At 63.6% G+C, this 14,215-nt stretch carries 12 protein-coding genes; 5 read left to right on the forward strand and 7 right to left on the reverse strand.

What is annotated here, in order from left to right:
• Nucleotides 1-58 precede the first annotated feature (58 nt).
• A complete protein-coding gene (locus tag B0G83_RS29665) occupies nt 59-1,477 on the reverse strand; it encodes a DUF1254 domain-containing protein (RefSeq protein WP_105510950.1) in 1,419 nt (472 codons plus the stop codon).
• Nucleotides 1,478-1,806: 329 nt separating this feature from the next.
• Here B0G83_RS29665 and B0G83_RS29670 point away from each other — a divergent pair, with 329 nt between their 5' ends.
• Entirely contained in the window at nt 1,807-4,425 is a 2,619-nt protein-coding gene (locus B0G83_RS29670) for a heavy metal translocating P-type ATPase (protein ID WP_105510951.1), read from the forward strand.
• A 164-nt stretch (nt 4,426-4,589) separates the two neighbouring features.
• Complete coding sequence (locus tag B0G83_RS29675) at nt 4,590-6,563, forward strand: methyl-accepting chemotaxis protein (protein ID WP_105510952.1); 1,974 nt, start codon at nt 4,590-4,592, stop codon at nt 6,561-6,563.
• Nucleotides 6,564-6,588: 25 nt separating this feature from the next.
• On the opposite strand, the gene B0G83_RS29680 is transcribed toward B0G83_RS29675, so the two are convergent.
• Nucleotides 6,589-7,242: a glutathione S-transferase family protein gene (locus B0G83_RS29680; protein ID WP_105511069.1), complete on the reverse strand. Its 654-nt coding sequence runs from the start codon at nt 7,240-7,242 to the stop codon at nt 6,589-6,591.
• A 219-nt stretch (nt 7,243-7,461) separates the two neighbouring features.
• On the opposite strand from B0G83_RS29680, the gene B0G83_RS29685 reads away from it, so the two are divergent.
• Complete coding sequence (locus B0G83_RS29685) at nt 7,462-8,841, forward strand: polyhydroxyalkanoate depolymerase (RefSeq protein ID WP_105510953.1); 1,380 nt, start codon at nt 7,462-7,464, stop codon at nt 8,839-8,841.
• Nucleotides 8,842-8,860: 19 nt separating this feature from the next.
• Here B0G83_RS29685 and B0G83_RS29690 read toward each other — a convergent pair whose 3' ends face one another.
• Together B0G83_RS29690 and B0G83_RS29695 are read right to left on the reverse strand one after the other, a co-directional pair.
• A complete protein-coding gene (locus B0G83_RS29690; RefSeq protein WP_105510954.1) occupies nt 8,861-9,295 on the reverse strand; it encodes a cupin domain-containing protein in 435 nt (144 codons plus the stop codon).
• Between the two features lie 175 nt (nt 9,296-9,470).
• Nucleotides 9,471-10,082, reverse strand: coding sequence for a flavin reductase family protein (locus B0G83_RS29695; RefSeq protein WP_105510955.1), 612 nt, complete (start codon nt 10,080-10,082; stop codon nt 9,471-9,473).
• A 226-nt stretch (nt 10,083-10,308) separates the two neighbouring features.
• On the opposite strand from B0G83_RS29695, the gene B0G83_RS29700 reads away from it, so the two are divergent.
• Entirely contained in the window at nt 10,309-10,638 is a 330-nt protein-coding gene (locus B0G83_RS29700) for a helix-turn-helix transcriptional regulator (RefSeq protein ID WP_105510956.1), read from the forward strand.
• Entirely contained in the window at nt 10,638-11,981 is a 1,344-nt protein-coding gene (locus B0G83_RS29705) for a type II toxin-antitoxin system HipA family toxin (protein ID WP_181157137.1), read from the forward strand. Before B0G83_RS29700 ends, B0G83_RS29705 begins: the two co-directional genes overlap by 1 nt.
• Before the next feature lie 155 nt (nt 11,982-12,136).
• Here B0G83_RS29705 and B0G83_RS29710 read toward each other — a convergent pair whose 3' ends face one another.
• The 3 genes from B0G83_RS29710 to B0G83_RS38765 form a co-directional block, all read right to left on the reverse strand.
• Nucleotides 12,137-13,051 (reverse strand): 3-hydroxyacyl-CoA dehydrogenase family protein, encoded by a 915-nt coding sequence (locus B0G83_RS29710; RefSeq protein ID WP_105511070.1) that lies wholly within the window; start codon nt 13,049-13,051, stop codon nt 12,137-12,139.
• Nucleotides 13,052-13,229: 178 nt separating this feature from the next.
• Nucleotides 13,230-13,532, reverse strand: a complete 303-nt coding sequence (locus B0G83_RS29715) for a hypothetical protein (protein WP_105510958.1) — start codon at nt 13,530-13,532, stop codon at nt 13,230-13,232.
• Between the two features lie 437 nt (nt 13,533-13,969).
• On the reverse strand, nt 13,970-14,128 hold the full coding sequence (locus tag B0G83_RS38765; RefSeq protein ID WP_167444630.1) for a hypothetical protein: 159 nt from the start codon (nt 14,126-14,128) through the stop codon (nt 13,970-13,972).
• Nucleotides 14,129-14,215: the final 87 nt, after the last annotated feature.

Genomic DNA, 14,215 nt, shown 5'->3' on the forward strand with positions numbered 1-14,215 from the left:
GCGGGCATAAGTTAATCGATGCATCAAACACGCGCTGCTGTCACATCAGCGACGCATTTCACTGACGCACGACCGCCGGCGGTTGCCAGCTTCCGTCGGTGGCTTGCGGCTTCGGTGCATACAAACGCAGCACCAGTTGCAGATCGGCGCGCGGCGCCGGCAACCAGTTGCCGCTCTTGCCACGTACCGACGAGACCGTCACGTCGAGCGAACCGTCGCGATTGCGACGTGCGCCGTTGCGATCGCCGACCGCCAGACGCGCCGGCGCGCTTTCACCCAACGCACCGTCTTTCGTATAGGCCGTGATCGACCAGAAACCGCGCACCGGCGGCAACTGGTTCGGCGCAAAGTGAATCACATAGCGATTGGCGCCGTTCAGCGCACGACCGTCGCTGTCTTGCGTGACGACCGCTCGGACTTCGTCGTCTTTCGTGCCGATACCCGGTTGCATCGACGCAGCGTAAGCACGCAACGCGTAGTCGGGACCGTAATTGCCGACGCCGTCGCCGAACCAGTTCCAGCCGTTGCCGTTCAGCAGATTGGACGGCGCCGTGACGACCCGTTCATGACCTTCGGTGAGGCCGGCGGCAATCGCATCGGCCGCCTTCGGCAGCTTGACTGGCTCGCCCGGCGTCACGCCGAGGTCGGCGAGGAATTTCAGCGCATGCGGATCGGCCGGGGTCGGCGGATTGTCGGGCAAGGCTTGCGCGAGTCGCGTGAAAAAACCGTTGGCGTCGAGCGCGGCGACTTGCGCGGCCGGCGTGCCGGATGCGCTCACGGCCGCGTCGGCGGCATTGCTGCGCGGCGGCGTAATCGTCGCCGTGCGCGTGTCGCCGGCGTAGACGCTAAGCGGCGCAACGCGAATGGCGCGCTGCAACTTGCGGACCGCCGTCAGGTCGCGCGTGCCGTTCGACTGGATACGCACGCTCACCCACGCGTTACGGGTCGGCACGTCGACGCGCTTCACACCCTTGGGCAGGTCGCCCTGCCAGCCGGGGCCGACAAAGGCAATCGTTTGCGATTTAATGCCGGCCGCGCGAGCAGTGAATTGTGCACTGGTCGACCAGACGACGTTGGTCCACATGTCCAGCACGCGGGCATCGACGTAACGGCCGTGCGAATCGGGTAGCGAAACGATCACCGGCTCGCTGCCGACGTCCAGCCAGCCGGTCGAGTCGAGCGTGTCGAGGCTCGGCTGCGGCGGGTTGGATGCACCGACCGGCGGCAACGCCTGCGCGTGGCGCAGCGTATTGAGCGGCGCCTGGCCCGGATCGGTGCCGACCGCCGCGTCGCGCGCGACGCCCATCAGCACCAGCGGGTAGCCGAATACGTACGAGTCGGCGACTTCGTCCTTGATCCAGCCCGTGGGTTTCTGAGTCGCAACAGGAGGCGACGCGCAACCGGCCAGAAACGCGAGGCCTGCGAACGATGCGCAGGTCCAATGAAGCGAAAACAGTTCTCGGCGATTTTTTATCATTCGTTCAGGTGGCGGAACGTGCGGTCCTAAGGGAAACGTCGGCGCGCAGCGAGATCTGCTTTGGCGGGGTCTCCCCAAACCCCGCGCAGCCAGTCCGCCGTGCGCGATGCCGACAACACCGGGTTGTATCGTATCCTTGCTCACCAGGCAAGCGCAAAGGTATGAATAGCGCGTTGTCATGCACACGCCATAAGCGATTGCGTCGGAGCGGCGGCGCTCCAAGCGGCGACGTTCGGCCGCACCGTGCAATACGTCCTTGACCTTCCCGTCATGGGAAGGTCGATACTGGGTTCATTACGCGGCCCATGCCGCCATGAGCCTTGCCTACCATGACCGAACTCGACAACCCGCAGCGTCCCACGGACACCACCGCCGTTCCGGCCCGAACCGCCGAACTCGAGATTGGCGGAATGACTTGCGCGTCCTGCGCCACGCGTGTCGAGAAGGCGCTGGCGAAAGTGCCGGGCGTCACACGCGCCTCGGTGAACCTCGCCACGGAAAAAGCCCGTATCGAGAGCGACGCCTCCGTCGAACCCGACACGCTCGCTAATGCCGTGCGCAAAGCGGGCTACGAAGCGACGCTGGTGCCGTCCGAGGAGACCGCGCCCGCGGCTTCTTCCGCGTCGGCCGCGTTGGCCATTCAGCCGCCGCAAGCCACGGAGCTGGCGATCGGCGGCATGACCTGCGCGTCCTGCGCGATGCGGGTCGAGAAAGCCCTCGCAAAGGTGGCGGGCGTGACGAGCGCGTCAGTGAATCTGGCCACCGAAACGGCGACCGTCAGTTTGAGCAGCGCTGAGTCCGCCCCCGCCACGGAGGCACTGATCGCCGCCGTCAAGAAAGCCGGCTATGAAGCGACCTTGATCGCGCCGCCGGATGCGCCGGCTTTTGCAGTCGAGGCAGACCAGGCATTCCGCCTGGATCACGGCGATCACGCGGTACCGGCCGCCTCCATCGTCCCCGCCGACCGCAAACGCGACCAAAGCCGCCGCGAGCTGGCCGCCGTCCTCGCCTCCGCCGTGCTGACCCTGCCGCTCGTCGTGCCGATGGTCGCCGAATGGTTCGGCGTGCAAGCCATGCTGTCGCCGTGGTTGCAGCTCGCGCTGGCGTCGCTCGTGCAATTCGTGTTCGGCGCGCGCTTCTATCGCGCCGCTTTCCGAGCCGTGCGCGCCGGCGCGGGCAACATGGACTTGCTGGTGGCGCTCGGCACGTCGGCGGCGTATGGCATCAGCGTCTACGAACTGGCGACGCATCCCGGCGACATGATGCATCTGTATTTCGAAGCGTCGGCGGTCGTGATTACGCTGGTTCGCTTCGGCAAGTGGCTCGAAGCGCGTGCCAAACGCCAGACCACGGACGCGATCCGCGCGCTCAACGCGTTGCGTCCGGACCGCGCGCGCATTCGCGTCGGCGCCGACGAGCGCGAGGTGCCGCTCGCGCAAGTGCGAGTCGGCACGGTCGTGATCGTGCGTCCCGGCGAACGCGTGCCGGTGGACGGCGCGGTGCTCGAAGGCCGCACGCACATCGACGAATCGCTGATTACGGGCGAAAGCCTGCCGGTGCCGAAACAGGCCGCCGACAAGGTCACCGCCGGTTCCATCAACGGCGAGGGCGCGATTGCCGTGACGACCACCGCGATCGGTGCGGAAACCACGCTCGCGCGAATCATCCGCCTCGTGGAAAGCGCGCAGGCCGAGAAAGCGCCGATCCAGCGACTGGTGGACCGGGTCAGCGAAATCTTCGTGCCGGCGATTCTGGCGATTGCCGCGCTCACGCTGGTGGGTTGGCTGATCGCGGGCGCGGGCGGCGAAACCGCCATCCTGAATGCAGTAGCCGTGCTGGTGATCGCCTGCCCGTGCGCGCTCGGACTGGCCACGCCGGCCGCCATCATGGCCGGCACGGGCGTCGCCGCGCGGCACGGCGTGCTGATCAAGGACGCGGAAGCGCTGGAAACCGCGCATCGCGTAACGATCGTCGCGTTCGACAAGACCGGTACGCTGACGCTCGGCCAACCATCGGTCACGGCGTTCGAGCCGATCGGCGAAATCAGCCGTGACGAAGCGTTGGCGCTGGCTGCAGTGGTGCAGCGGCATAGCGATCACCCGCTGGCACGGGCGGTGATCAAGGCGTATGAGGCGGTGTCGGCAAACCAGCCCAATGCGCCAATGACGGCGAGCGCCGCGCGTGCCGTCGCAGGTCGCGGCGTCGAGGCGGATGTCGACGGCCGCACCTTGGCGCTGGGCAGCACGCGCTGGCTCAACGAACTCAACATTGCGTTACCGCCGGCATTGACCGAACGCGCCCATCAACTCGAAGCCGCGGGCAACACGGTCTCCTGGCTGATGCGGCGCGACGAGCAAGCGCCCACCGCGCTCGCCCTGATCGCTTTCGGAGACACCGTCAAACCGACGGCGCGCGCGGCGATCGAACGGCTGGCCGCGATGGGCATCAAAAGCGTGCTCGTCACGGGCGACAACCGCGGCAGCGCCGCCAGCGTCGCCCAAGCGCTGGGCATCGACGAATTCCACGCCGAAGTGCTGCCCGACGACAAAGCCCGCGTGATCCGCGACCTGAAAATCCGTAGCGCCGGCATCGTCGCGATGGCGGGCGACGGCATCAACGACGCGCCCGCGCTGGCCGCCGCCGACATCGGCATCGCGATGGCAACCGGCACCGACGTCGCCATGCACGCGGCCGGCATCACGCTGATGCGCGGCGATCCCGCGCTGGTGGCCGACGCGATCGACATTTCACGCAGAACCTGGCGCAAGATCCAGCAGAACCTGTTCTGGGCGTTCGTCTACAACCTGATCGGGGTTCCGCTCGCCGCCTTCGGCTTGCTGAACCCGATGCTGGCGGGCGCGGCGATGGCCTTTTCGAGCGTCAGCGTCGTCACCAATGCGCTATTGCTGCGCACGTGGCGCGGTGCGCGGCAGCCCGCAGTACGCTGACGGCACAACGCGCCGGCCGCCGCTGAACACCCCACCGATTACGTCAAGCTTTCAAAAACCCTAAAGAAAGCGGACGACACTGCCGTTAACCCTGACATCAACGCGCGGGCCCCGCTTAAGCGGGGCCCGCGCTTTCGCTTGTCCTCCTCACTGCGTAATCGTCAATGGAATTCCTCTCTCTGCGCCGCGCCAGCGTCGGCGCCCGGCTTGCCGTTCTCTCGTGCGTACTGGTGGCGCTGATATTCGCCGCCTTCACCTGGGCGCTCACCCGCACGGCCGGCAAACAGGTCAGCGATCAGGTGCTCGACCGTATCGCCGATCGGGACCGCTCGATCGCCGCGATGATCACGCTGTTCGACAAGGCGCTGTCCGCCGAAGTCGACCGCTCGATGTCGCTGTTCGCGAGCTTCCTGCCACCCGGCTATACGCTCGACGACACCCAGAAAGTCGACATTGGCGGCGTCGCGACGCCGACCATCAAAGCCGGCGACAAGGTCCTCAACATGGACTTCACGATTCCCGACCAGTTTCTGGAACGCAGCGGCGCGGTTGCCACGGTGTTCGCGCGCAGTGGCGACGACTTCGTGCGCGTGACGACCTCGCTGAAGAAACAGGACGGTTCGCGCGCCATCGGCACCTTGCTCGATCGCAAAGCGCCGGCGTATGCGCTGATCCTCGCGAACAAGTCCTATACGGGACTGGCCGCGCTGTTCGGCAAACGTTTGATCACGCAATACCGGCCGATCACCGACGCCAGCGGCCGCGTGATCGGCGCGCTGTTCGTCGGCGTGAACGTGGACAAACAGATCCAGTCGGTCGAAGACGACATCCGCAATCTGAAGATCGGCGACAGCGGTTACTACTTCGTGCTGAACGCGTCGAAGGGTGCGGATCGCGGCAAGCTGATCGTGCATCCGGCCGCGGCCGGCCAGAGCGCGGACAACGCGAACGCGCCGTATCAGCAGATGCTCGACATGAAGGAAGGCCAGCTCGAGTACCGCTCGGCCGACGCCACGCTCGGCGAGCGCGACGCGCGCGACAAGTTCGTCTCGTTCGTCACGGTGCCGGAATGGCAATGGCTGGTCGGCGGCGTCGCGCCGCGCGACGAAGTCATGGCCGACGTCACCACGACACGCAACACGTTCCTGGTGCTGGGCTTCGTGCTGGTCGGCGCGTTCGCGGTGGTATTCCTGGTCGCGGTGCGGCGCATGGTGAGCCGTCCGCTCGCGGAAGCGGCCAAAGCGTCCGAGCGCTTCGCCTCAGGCGATCTGAGCGTGCGCGTGGGCCGGGGCGGCAACGCCCGCGCCGATGAAATCGGCCGCCTGATGCAATCGATCGACGGCATCGGCGAAGGGCTCGCGCGCATCGTTTCGCAAGTGCGCAACGCGTCGGCGGGGATGTCGCAGGGCACGGAGAAGATCGCTACCGGCAGCGGCAATATCGCCGCGCGGATCGCCACCCAGGCGAGCAGCCTCGAAGAAACGGCGGCCAGCATGGAGCAGATCACGTCGACCGTGCAGCAGAACGCCGACCACGCCGCGCAAGCCAATACGCTCGTCACGCGCGCGGCCGAAGCGGCGCTCGAAGGCGGCCGCGCCGTGGAACGCGTGGTGTCGACCATGGGCGAGATCAGCCGCTCGTCGCAGAAAATCGCCGAAATCACCACGGTGATCGAAGGCATCGCGTTCCAGACCAACATCCTCGCGTTGAACGCCGCCGTGGAAGCCGCGCGAGCGGGCGAACACGGCAAGGGCTTCGCGGTGGTGGCCTCGGAAGTGCGCGCGCTGGCGCAACGCAGCGCGGCGTCGGTGAAGGAAATCGAGAGTTTGATCGCGACATCGGCGGCGACCGTGCGCGGCGGTTTCCAGATCGCCGAAGAAGCCAGCTCGACGATGCAAGGCATCGTGCAGCAAGTCGGCCAGGTGCGCGCGATCATGGGCGAAATCAGCGTCGCGTCGCGCGAGCAATCGGGCGGCATCGAGCAGGTCAATCTCGCCGTGACGCAAATCGGCGAGGCGACCCAGCAGAATGCGACGATCGTCGGCGAAGCGGAACTCGCGGCGGCCGAGCTGCGCGATCAGGCCGCGCGCCTGGCGCAGGTGGTCAGTGTGTTCAAGCTGGAAAGCGGGCGGGATTGAGCGCGAGCTTTAACGGAAGCGGTCGTTAAAACTCGACGTCCAGTTCGTCGATCTCCTCTACTTCCTGCTGCGCGTCGGCAATCCACGCCTGCATTTCGGGCAGCGCCATGATCCGCTGCCCGTATTCGACGATCTCCGGATCGAGCTTGACGTCGTAGGTCACGAAACGCGTCACCACGGGCGCGTACATCGCGTCCGCCGCGCTGCGCTCGCCGAACAGGAACGGGCCGCCGTACTGTTTCAGGCAGTCGCTCCAGATCGCCACGATCCGGTCGATATCCGATTGCGCGCGCGCCCACACCTTGAAGCCCGGAAAATGCGCTTTCAGGTTCATCGGCAGCGCCGAGCGCAGCGAACCGAAACCCGAATGCATCTCGCCGCAAATCGAACGGCAATGCGCTCGCGCGCGAATGTCTTTCGACAGCAGCGCCGCTTCGGGTCTCAACTCGTTCAAATACTCCGCGATGGCCAGCGTGTCCCACACCTTGATGCCGTCGTGAACGAGGCACGGGACCAGAATCGACGGCGACAGCAGCAGTAATTCGGCGCGCGCTGCGGGGTCGTCGATCGGCATCACGATCTCGTCGAACGGCAGGCCGCTGAAGCGCGCCAACAGCCAGCCGCGCAACGACCACGACGAATAGTTCTTGCTGCTGATGGTGAGCGTGGTATTCGCCATACGATTCTCCTCCAGATGACGCGTTCGGCCGTCGCCCGACGCGCTGTATGCACGTTGCCGTGCGCGCACGCACCAAAGCGTGGCAATTTCGGCCCGTCGCCATGAACAGCGCAAATGCTATGCCAATGTGCAGCGCCGGTTGCGCGTGTGCACCTGCATGATTGGCACATGACTTGCCTCTACGAGAACTCCATCCTCTTCGGCACTCGTGCGAAGGTTATGAACCTGTTCGCATACTCCACATACCAGGCCCTTAGCGACATGATGCTGCCGATGCGGCATAGCGCGGCCCTGATGATTCACTCGCTCGACGCATGGCCCGCGTTTAGTGAAACGCCGCACGGACGTTCGATGCGGGCGGGCTGCGAGTTGTTGACGCTGGCCGGGCTCACGTCGGTGCGGCCGCCATTCGGCATCGACAGTGTGGTGACGGAAGGCAAGCAGGTGGCGATCGTCGAAGAGGTCGCCGCGCACACGCCGTTCTGTTCGCTGCTGCATTTCCGCAAGGACACCGCGCTCTCGACGCCGCAACCGCGCGTGCTGGTGATCGCGCCGATGTCGGGCCACTTCGCGACGCTGTTGCGCGGCACGGTGCGCACCATGCTGGCCGAACACGACGTCTATATCACCGACTGGCACAACCCACGCGATGTGCCGCTGAGCGAAGGCCGCTTCGGCTTCGACGAATACGTTCGGCACGTGATCGACTTTACGGCGATGATCGGCCCCGGCGCGCATCTGCTGGCGGTGTGCCAGCCGACCGTCGCCGCGCTGTCGGCGGTCGCGCTGATGGCCGCCGACGATCATCCCGCGCAGCCGGCCAGCATGACGCTGATGGCCGGTCCGCTCGATACGCGCATCAACCCGACGCGCGTCAACGAGTTGGCCAGAAGCAAACCGCTCGAGTGGTTCGAGAAGAACCTGATCAGCGCGGTGCCGTTCGGTTTCGCGGGCGCGCAGCGGCGGGTGTATCCGGGCTTCGTGCAGTTGACCGCGTTCATGTCCATGAACCTCGGCCGTCATCTCGACTCGTTCGAGACGATGTACTACGAGCGCGCGAAAGGCGATCCGGCGAAGGCCGACACGATTCATACCTTTTACGAAGAGTATTTCGCAACGATGGACCTCACCGCCGATTTCTATCTCGAGACGGTCGATACGGTTTTTCAGCGGCACGCGTTGCCGTTGCACGAGCTTGAGGTGGCGGGACGTCTTGTCGAGCCGTCGAAGATTCGCCGCACCGCGTTGTTGACCGTGGAAGGGGAAAAGGACGATATCTGCGCGGTCGGGCAAACGCTCGCCGCGCAAGATATGTGCGACAAGTTACGACCGTATCTGAAGACGCATCATGTGCAGACGGGCGTGGGGCATTACGGTGTGTTCAACGGTCATCGCTGGGAGCGGCAGATTTATCCGCGTGTGCGGGCCGTGATCTACGACAACGAGCCGCGTGCGGTACTGGTGAGTTCGAAGGCGCGCACGATTCAACCGGTGCCGGCGGCCACCGCCGCCGAGGTGACGGCTGCGGCGCCGGTCGCGTCGGCGGTGGTGGATGTGTCGGTGGCTGCCACGCGCGTGAGCGGCGGCGGCTCGGCTTAACCTGACACCGTGGCACCGCTTAAGCCGCGACGCTCTTCCACGGTGTGACGGCTGGCACCTCGCATGGACCGTCGACCTCGATCGATTTGAAATCCGCCGGCGACACGATCTCGATGTACTCCATGTCCGCCGAGTAGTCGAACAGATAGTGGACGATGCCCGGCGCCTGATGCACGCAATCGCCGGCGGCGACGAGCGTCTCTTTGTCGCCGTACATGAAACGCGCCCAGCCCTTCAGCATGATCACAATATGGAAATCGGCCTCATGACGGTGCCAGCCGGTGCCTTGCTCTGGTGCGTGATTCGCCTTGACGAGTTGCGCGAGGACCTTGCCACCGGTCGCCTGCGCAATGCCTAAATCGCGGTAGAGAAAAAAGTTGCGCAGGCCCTGGTCCTCGTAGGACGTGTCTTGCGGACGGATGTGGCTGAACTGCGTGGCGAATTCGGTGGACATGATCGCGCTCCTGGAGAGTGAGCCGGCAGTTGAAAACGACGCGTTGGAGCGTCGGTTGCAAGCATCAAGCGGGCCAGTTTGCGCGGACGGGTTTTGCTTCAGGTGGGGCGATGGAGCGAGCGCCGCGCTTTTCTTTTCCATTCGCGGCGCGGACTGCGTGAAACGCTTGGGCGGTTTATGCGGTCGGGCGGAACATCTGAAACATGTCGCCGATCTCCGCGTAGTCGGCGCGATAGCCCGCGCGCATGATCGGCTGTGCGGCGTGCGTGTCGAACAGGCCGTCTTTCAGATAAGCCTCGTTGATGTGGACACCGACCACTTGGCCGAGCGACAGATAGTTGTCCATCGGCGTGCCGTCGAGCGTGTGCAAACGGATCACTTGCAGTAGCTTGCATTCGAGCGCGGCCGGCGATTCGGCGACGTGCGGCACGCTCACGTTGCGGCCCGGCGCGGCGGTGAGGCCGGCGAGTTCGAATTCGTCGATATGCGGCGCGACCGGAGCCGACGAGCGATTCACCTGCTCGGCAAGTGGTTTGGTCGCGAGGTTCCAGACAAATTCGCCGGTGGCTTCGATGTTGGCGATGCTGTCTTTACGGCCTTCGCTGCAGAAACCGATGATAGGCGGGAAGCTCGCGAACGCGCCGAAGAAGCTGTACGGGGCGAGGTTCAGTGTGCCTTCGGTGTCGCGTGAAGCGATCCAGCCGATCAGACGCGGCGCGACGATGGCTTTGAACGGGTCGTGCGGGAGGCCGTGGCCGGTGGCGGGGTTGTAGAAGTAGTGGGACATGGGTTGGGCTGGAGGTTTTGCGGGGGCGCGGAGGGGTATTTATACCGCAGAGTCTTTGAGGCTGCTATGAGCGGCGCGGGAGAGCAGCCCTGCTGGCACCTTGTATTTAACAGTCTATGGACTGTTAAATAAAAATACAGCCCATAGACTGTTTATATGCATAACAGCCTTTAAGCTGTATTTGTGTGATACAGTTTAAAGACTGTATGAGATCGAAGATAATCCCATGGATTACGCTATCAAAACGCCAAGTCAGCTCCGGCCCATCTTGCAGGGTTTTCGCAAGTCCGCGGGACTCACTCAAGCGGCGGTCGCGGACCTGTTAGGCATCACCCAGCAAAGCTACGCGCAACTGGAGGCCAATCCTGCCGCGGCCAGCGTTGAACGCATTTTTAAGGTCATGCGCCTGCTCAATGTAGATCTGCGATTGAGTCAAACGTTAGCCGCAACGAGCGGCGAATCTGCGTCGGTTGCCACGCCGAAACGTCAACGGTCCGCCCCTGCGGTCAAGAAGGTCCGGCCAGTTACGGGTAAAAAGAACAAGGAAAACTGGTAATCATGGCGCGCCGCGCTCAGACGCAACGACTCGACATCTGGATGAACGGTATCCCCGTCGGCTATTGGGAAAGAGCGCGTGACGGGGAGCGTTTGAGTTATTTCGACACGTGGCTCAGCGATGAACAAGGGCGCCCGCTGTCCTTGTCGATGCCATTCACACCCGGCAATCAGCCCTATCGGGGCAACCTGGTGAGCGCGTTCTTCGACAATCTGCTCCCCGATAGCGACGCCATTCGGCGGCGGTTAGCTCAGCGACACCGTACAGGCAGCACGAATGCGTTCGATCTGCTGGTCGCGCTTGGCCGCGATTGCGTCGGCGCAATCCAGTTACTTCCCGCGGACGAAAGCCCCACCGATCTCTACAACATTTCCGGCGCGCCGCTCTCCGAACCGGAGATCGCACAGCTTTTGCGCAACGCAACCGCTGCAGCCCCACTCGGCCAATACGATGATGGTGCGGATCTGCGCTTATCGATTGCCGGGGCGCAGGAGAAAACCGCATTGCTGCGCCGTGACGGGGAATGGATCTACCCGACAGGCAGCACGCCGACCACGCATATCTTCAAGCTGCCGCTCGGGCTGGTTGGGAATATGCAAGCGGACATGCGCACATCGATTGAGAACGAGTGGTTGTGCGCCAGAATCGTCGCGGCTTATGGACTGCCTGTGGCGAATTGCGAGGTGGCGACATTCGAAGATCAGAAAGCACTCGTTGTCGAACGCTTTGATCGCAGGCTATCGAGCGACGCTCGCTGGATCGTTCGTCTTCCGCAGGAGGACATGTGCCAGGCTACCGGGCGACCGTCGCATCTGAAGTATCAGGCCGATGGCGGCCCTGGCATCGCCGAGATCATGGACGTATTGCTCGGTTCAGAGAATGCGGATCAGGATCGGCTGCAATTCTTCAAGACTCAACTGGTGTTCTGGCTACTCGCGGCGACCGACGGGCACGCGAAGAACTTCAGCATTTTTCATTTGCCGGGCGGGCAGTATCGGTCCACGCCGCTCTACGACGTTCTTTCCGCGCATCCGATCATCGGTTCGGGAAGGAATCAGATTGCCCGTCAGAAGGCCAAAATGGCAATGGCGGTTCGTGGCAGCACAAATCACTATCTGATCGACCGGATTCAACAGCGGCATTGGATTGAACAGGCTCGGCAAGTTGGGTTAGGGAGCGTAGCTGCGCAGGAGATCATCGAGGAAGTGGTTGATGCGACTGATGGGGTGATCAGTGCGGTGAAGGCGCAAGTGCCCCCCGACTTTCCGGGAGGACTGGCGGAATCGATTCTGAAGGGGATTGGAAAACAGCGGGACAGGTTGCGGGCTGCAGGGGCTCGGTAGTTGCGAAGCTTGTTCCACCATCGAATGTCAGCCTTGCAATCGGACCGCGGAACGAAACGCCATACCGGGCTTCCACCGCAGGCCAATTTCCATTGAGGTCCGTTACATCGTCCGCGGCGGCTACGACGCCCAACCGTTGGCCACTTACCGAGGCACTATCCGCGGCTAATCAACCGCTTGCGCCCAGCCTTAACGTGCGCCAAATGCGCCTCGTCCCACTCGTAAAATCCCGCGCCGCTGCGCACACCGACTCGCCCGGCGTCGACCTGTTGCCGTAGCAGATCCAGCACGTCTTCGTCTTTGGCGAGTTCCGGCATCAAATGCGTGGAGATATCCAGGAAGGTGTCGAGTCCACCCATATCCGCGCCCTCCAGCGGCCCCACGATGCCCCAACGCCGCCCGAGCGACGCCTTCATCACGCGATCGACCACCTCCGCCGTGGCCGCGCCTGAACGGACGATATTCAACGCCTCGCGCAACACCGCGAACTGCAAGCGATTGCCGACAAAGCCCGGAATCGCCTTCGCCAGCACCACGGGCTCCATGCCGATCGCGCTCATCAGCGCAGCGGTCTGTTGCGTCACATCCGGCGCGGTCGCGGTGCCCGGCACGACTTCGACCAACGGAATCATGTGCGGCGGATTCCAGAAATGCGCGATCAGAAAACGCTCTTTCGCCCGCAATGGCGCGACCAGCTGATCCGGCGGAAAGCCGCTGGTGTTGCTCGCGAGAATCGCGTCGACGGCCAGCAAAGGAGTCAGGGCCGCGAATAGCCGATGCTTCAGTTCGAGCACCTCGGGAATAGCCTCGATCACGAATTGCGCCGACGCCATTGCATCGAGCTGCGCATGCGTCTCGATGCGCGCGAGCGCCGCCTGTTTCGCGGCCAGGTCGATGCGCCCAGCGTCGATCAGTTCGTCGAGCACCGCTTCCGCTTTGGGCGCCACGCTCGCGAGACGCGCCGGGTCGACGTCGTGAACGATTGTCCTGTGCCCATGCAACGCACTTTGCGTCGCAATGCCGACGCCCATCAAGCCCGTGCCGACCACGCCTATTACTGCCTTCTTCACGCCATTCTCCACGCCGCTCTCCCGCTACCGTCGATGAAAGCGTTGAAGCATAGCGCAGCGCGTCCGCTCGCCGGTCCGAATGCAACAAAGCCGGTCTTCCGCGAGGAAGGACCGGCTTTGTCGATTTCACGCCACGTCATGCGGCGCTGTCATGCGCCCGTTGAGAGCGCATTGCGCATTAATAACGCGGGGGCGGCGGACGACGATCGTCGTGGTGATGCGGATCGAAGTCGTGCGGATGATGACGCATCCAGTCGTCGTGCGCCCAGTAACGATGGCCGTCGTAGTAACGATCGCCGTGCCAGCCGATGTTAATCGACACGCCCACCGGCATCATGTGCGGCTGACCGTAGACCACCGGGCCCGGACCGCCCTCGACCACCACCCGCTCCTGCGCGAAAGCGCTACCTGCTGCCAGCAACGCGCCGCCGGCCAGCAGAGTCGCAATGATCGAACGCGATGTCTTGTTAAAGGTTTTCATAGTGACCTCCCATCAAAGTTTGGTATCAAGCCAGCGTCCGTGTGCGGTCAACCGCGACCTGAGGTTTCAGGCTCCAACCAGACGCCGTACGCTTGAGACCAACTTTAGCGGCGCAAACCGCATGAAGACGTGAGGACTTGTAAGCGCACATTTCAATGATAGGGACCGATGGCAAGGTCGCGTTTTCGCGTTCCACTCCAACCTGCAATGCCATGCGCGGCGAATCGCTCGAGTGATACGTCAGCAGACTGTCAGCCCCCGTTACATTCATTTCGGCGCGGAAATATTCGGTGATACAGGCAAGCCGGTGCGGCGACGCCCAAAAAACAAAAGCCACAGTACGCGTTTTTGCGAACAGTGGCTTCAAAGATACGACGCACCCGAAGTGCGCGCCCGCGCGCGGTAGTCCACGCTCAGGCTGGTACGACCTGATTTTCTTAGTCGCTCAGCTTGACGCCGAACAACGTGGACTGTGCACGGCGCACGCGGTCCGCTTCGCGGCTACGCGCTTCGTACGAATAGTCCGAATCCAGCGGCAGATGGGGCGACGCAAAGAGGTCGCTGACCTTTTGGAACAAAGCAAAAATGAAGCTCATGGCGACTCCCGGTTGGTGACTGCATTGACTAGGGTTTTCCCTTAAGACTGATTATAGGGTTTTCCCTAGGCAAAATCTAGTGCGATG

Origin of the sequence: Paraburkholderia sp. BL21I4N1 (genome assembly GCF_002973525.1) — a bacterium.
In the GTDB taxonomy this organism is placed as follows: domain Bacteria; phylum Pseudomonadota; class Gammaproteobacteria; order Burkholderiales; family Burkholderiaceae; genus Paraburkholderia.

What these genes read in the sequence shown, in the direction of transcription:
- B0G83_RS29715 (WP_105510958.1), bottom strand. Translation starts at nt 13,532, where the DNA reads ATGAAAACCTTTAACAAGACATCGCGTTCGATCATTGCGACTCTGCTG.
- B0G83_RS29695 (WP_105510955.1), bottom strand. Translation starts at nt 10,082, where the DNA reads ATGTCCCACTACTTCTACAACCCCGCCACCGGCCACGGCCTCCCGCAC.
- B0G83_RS29690 (WP_105510954.1), bottom strand. Translation starts at nt 9,295, where the DNA reads ATGTCCACCGAATTCGCCACGCAGTTCAGCCACATCCGTCCGCAAGAC.
- B0G83_RS29675 (WP_105510952.1), top strand. Translation starts at nt 4,590, where the DNA reads ATGGAATTCCTCTCTCTGCGCCGCGCCAGCGTCGGCGCCCGGCTTGCC.
- B0G83_RS29665 (WP_105510950.1), bottom strand. Translation starts at nt 1,477, where the DNA reads ATGATAAAAAATCGCCGAGAACTGTTTTCGCTTCATTGGACCTGCGCA.
- B0G83_RS29700 (WP_105510956.1), top strand. Translation starts at nt 10,309, where the DNA reads ATGGATTACGCTATCAAAACGCCAAGTCAGCTCCGGCCCATCTTGCAG.
- B0G83_RS29670 (WP_105510951.1), top strand. Translation starts at nt 1,807, where the DNA reads ATGACCGAACTCGACAACCCGCAGCGTCCCACGGACACCACCGCCGTT.
- B0G83_RS29685 (WP_105510953.1), top strand. Translation starts at nt 7,462, where the DNA reads ATGAACCTGTTCGCATACTCCACATACCAGGCCCTTAGCGACATGATG.
- B0G83_RS38765 (WP_167444630.1), bottom strand. Translation starts at nt 14,128, where the DNA reads ATGAGCTTCATTTTTGCTTTGTTCCAAAAGGTCAGCGACCTCTTTGCG.
- B0G83_RS29680 (WP_105511069.1), bottom strand. Translation starts at nt 7,242, where the DNA reads ATGGCGAATACCACGCTCACCATCAGCAGCAAGAACTATTCGTCGTGG.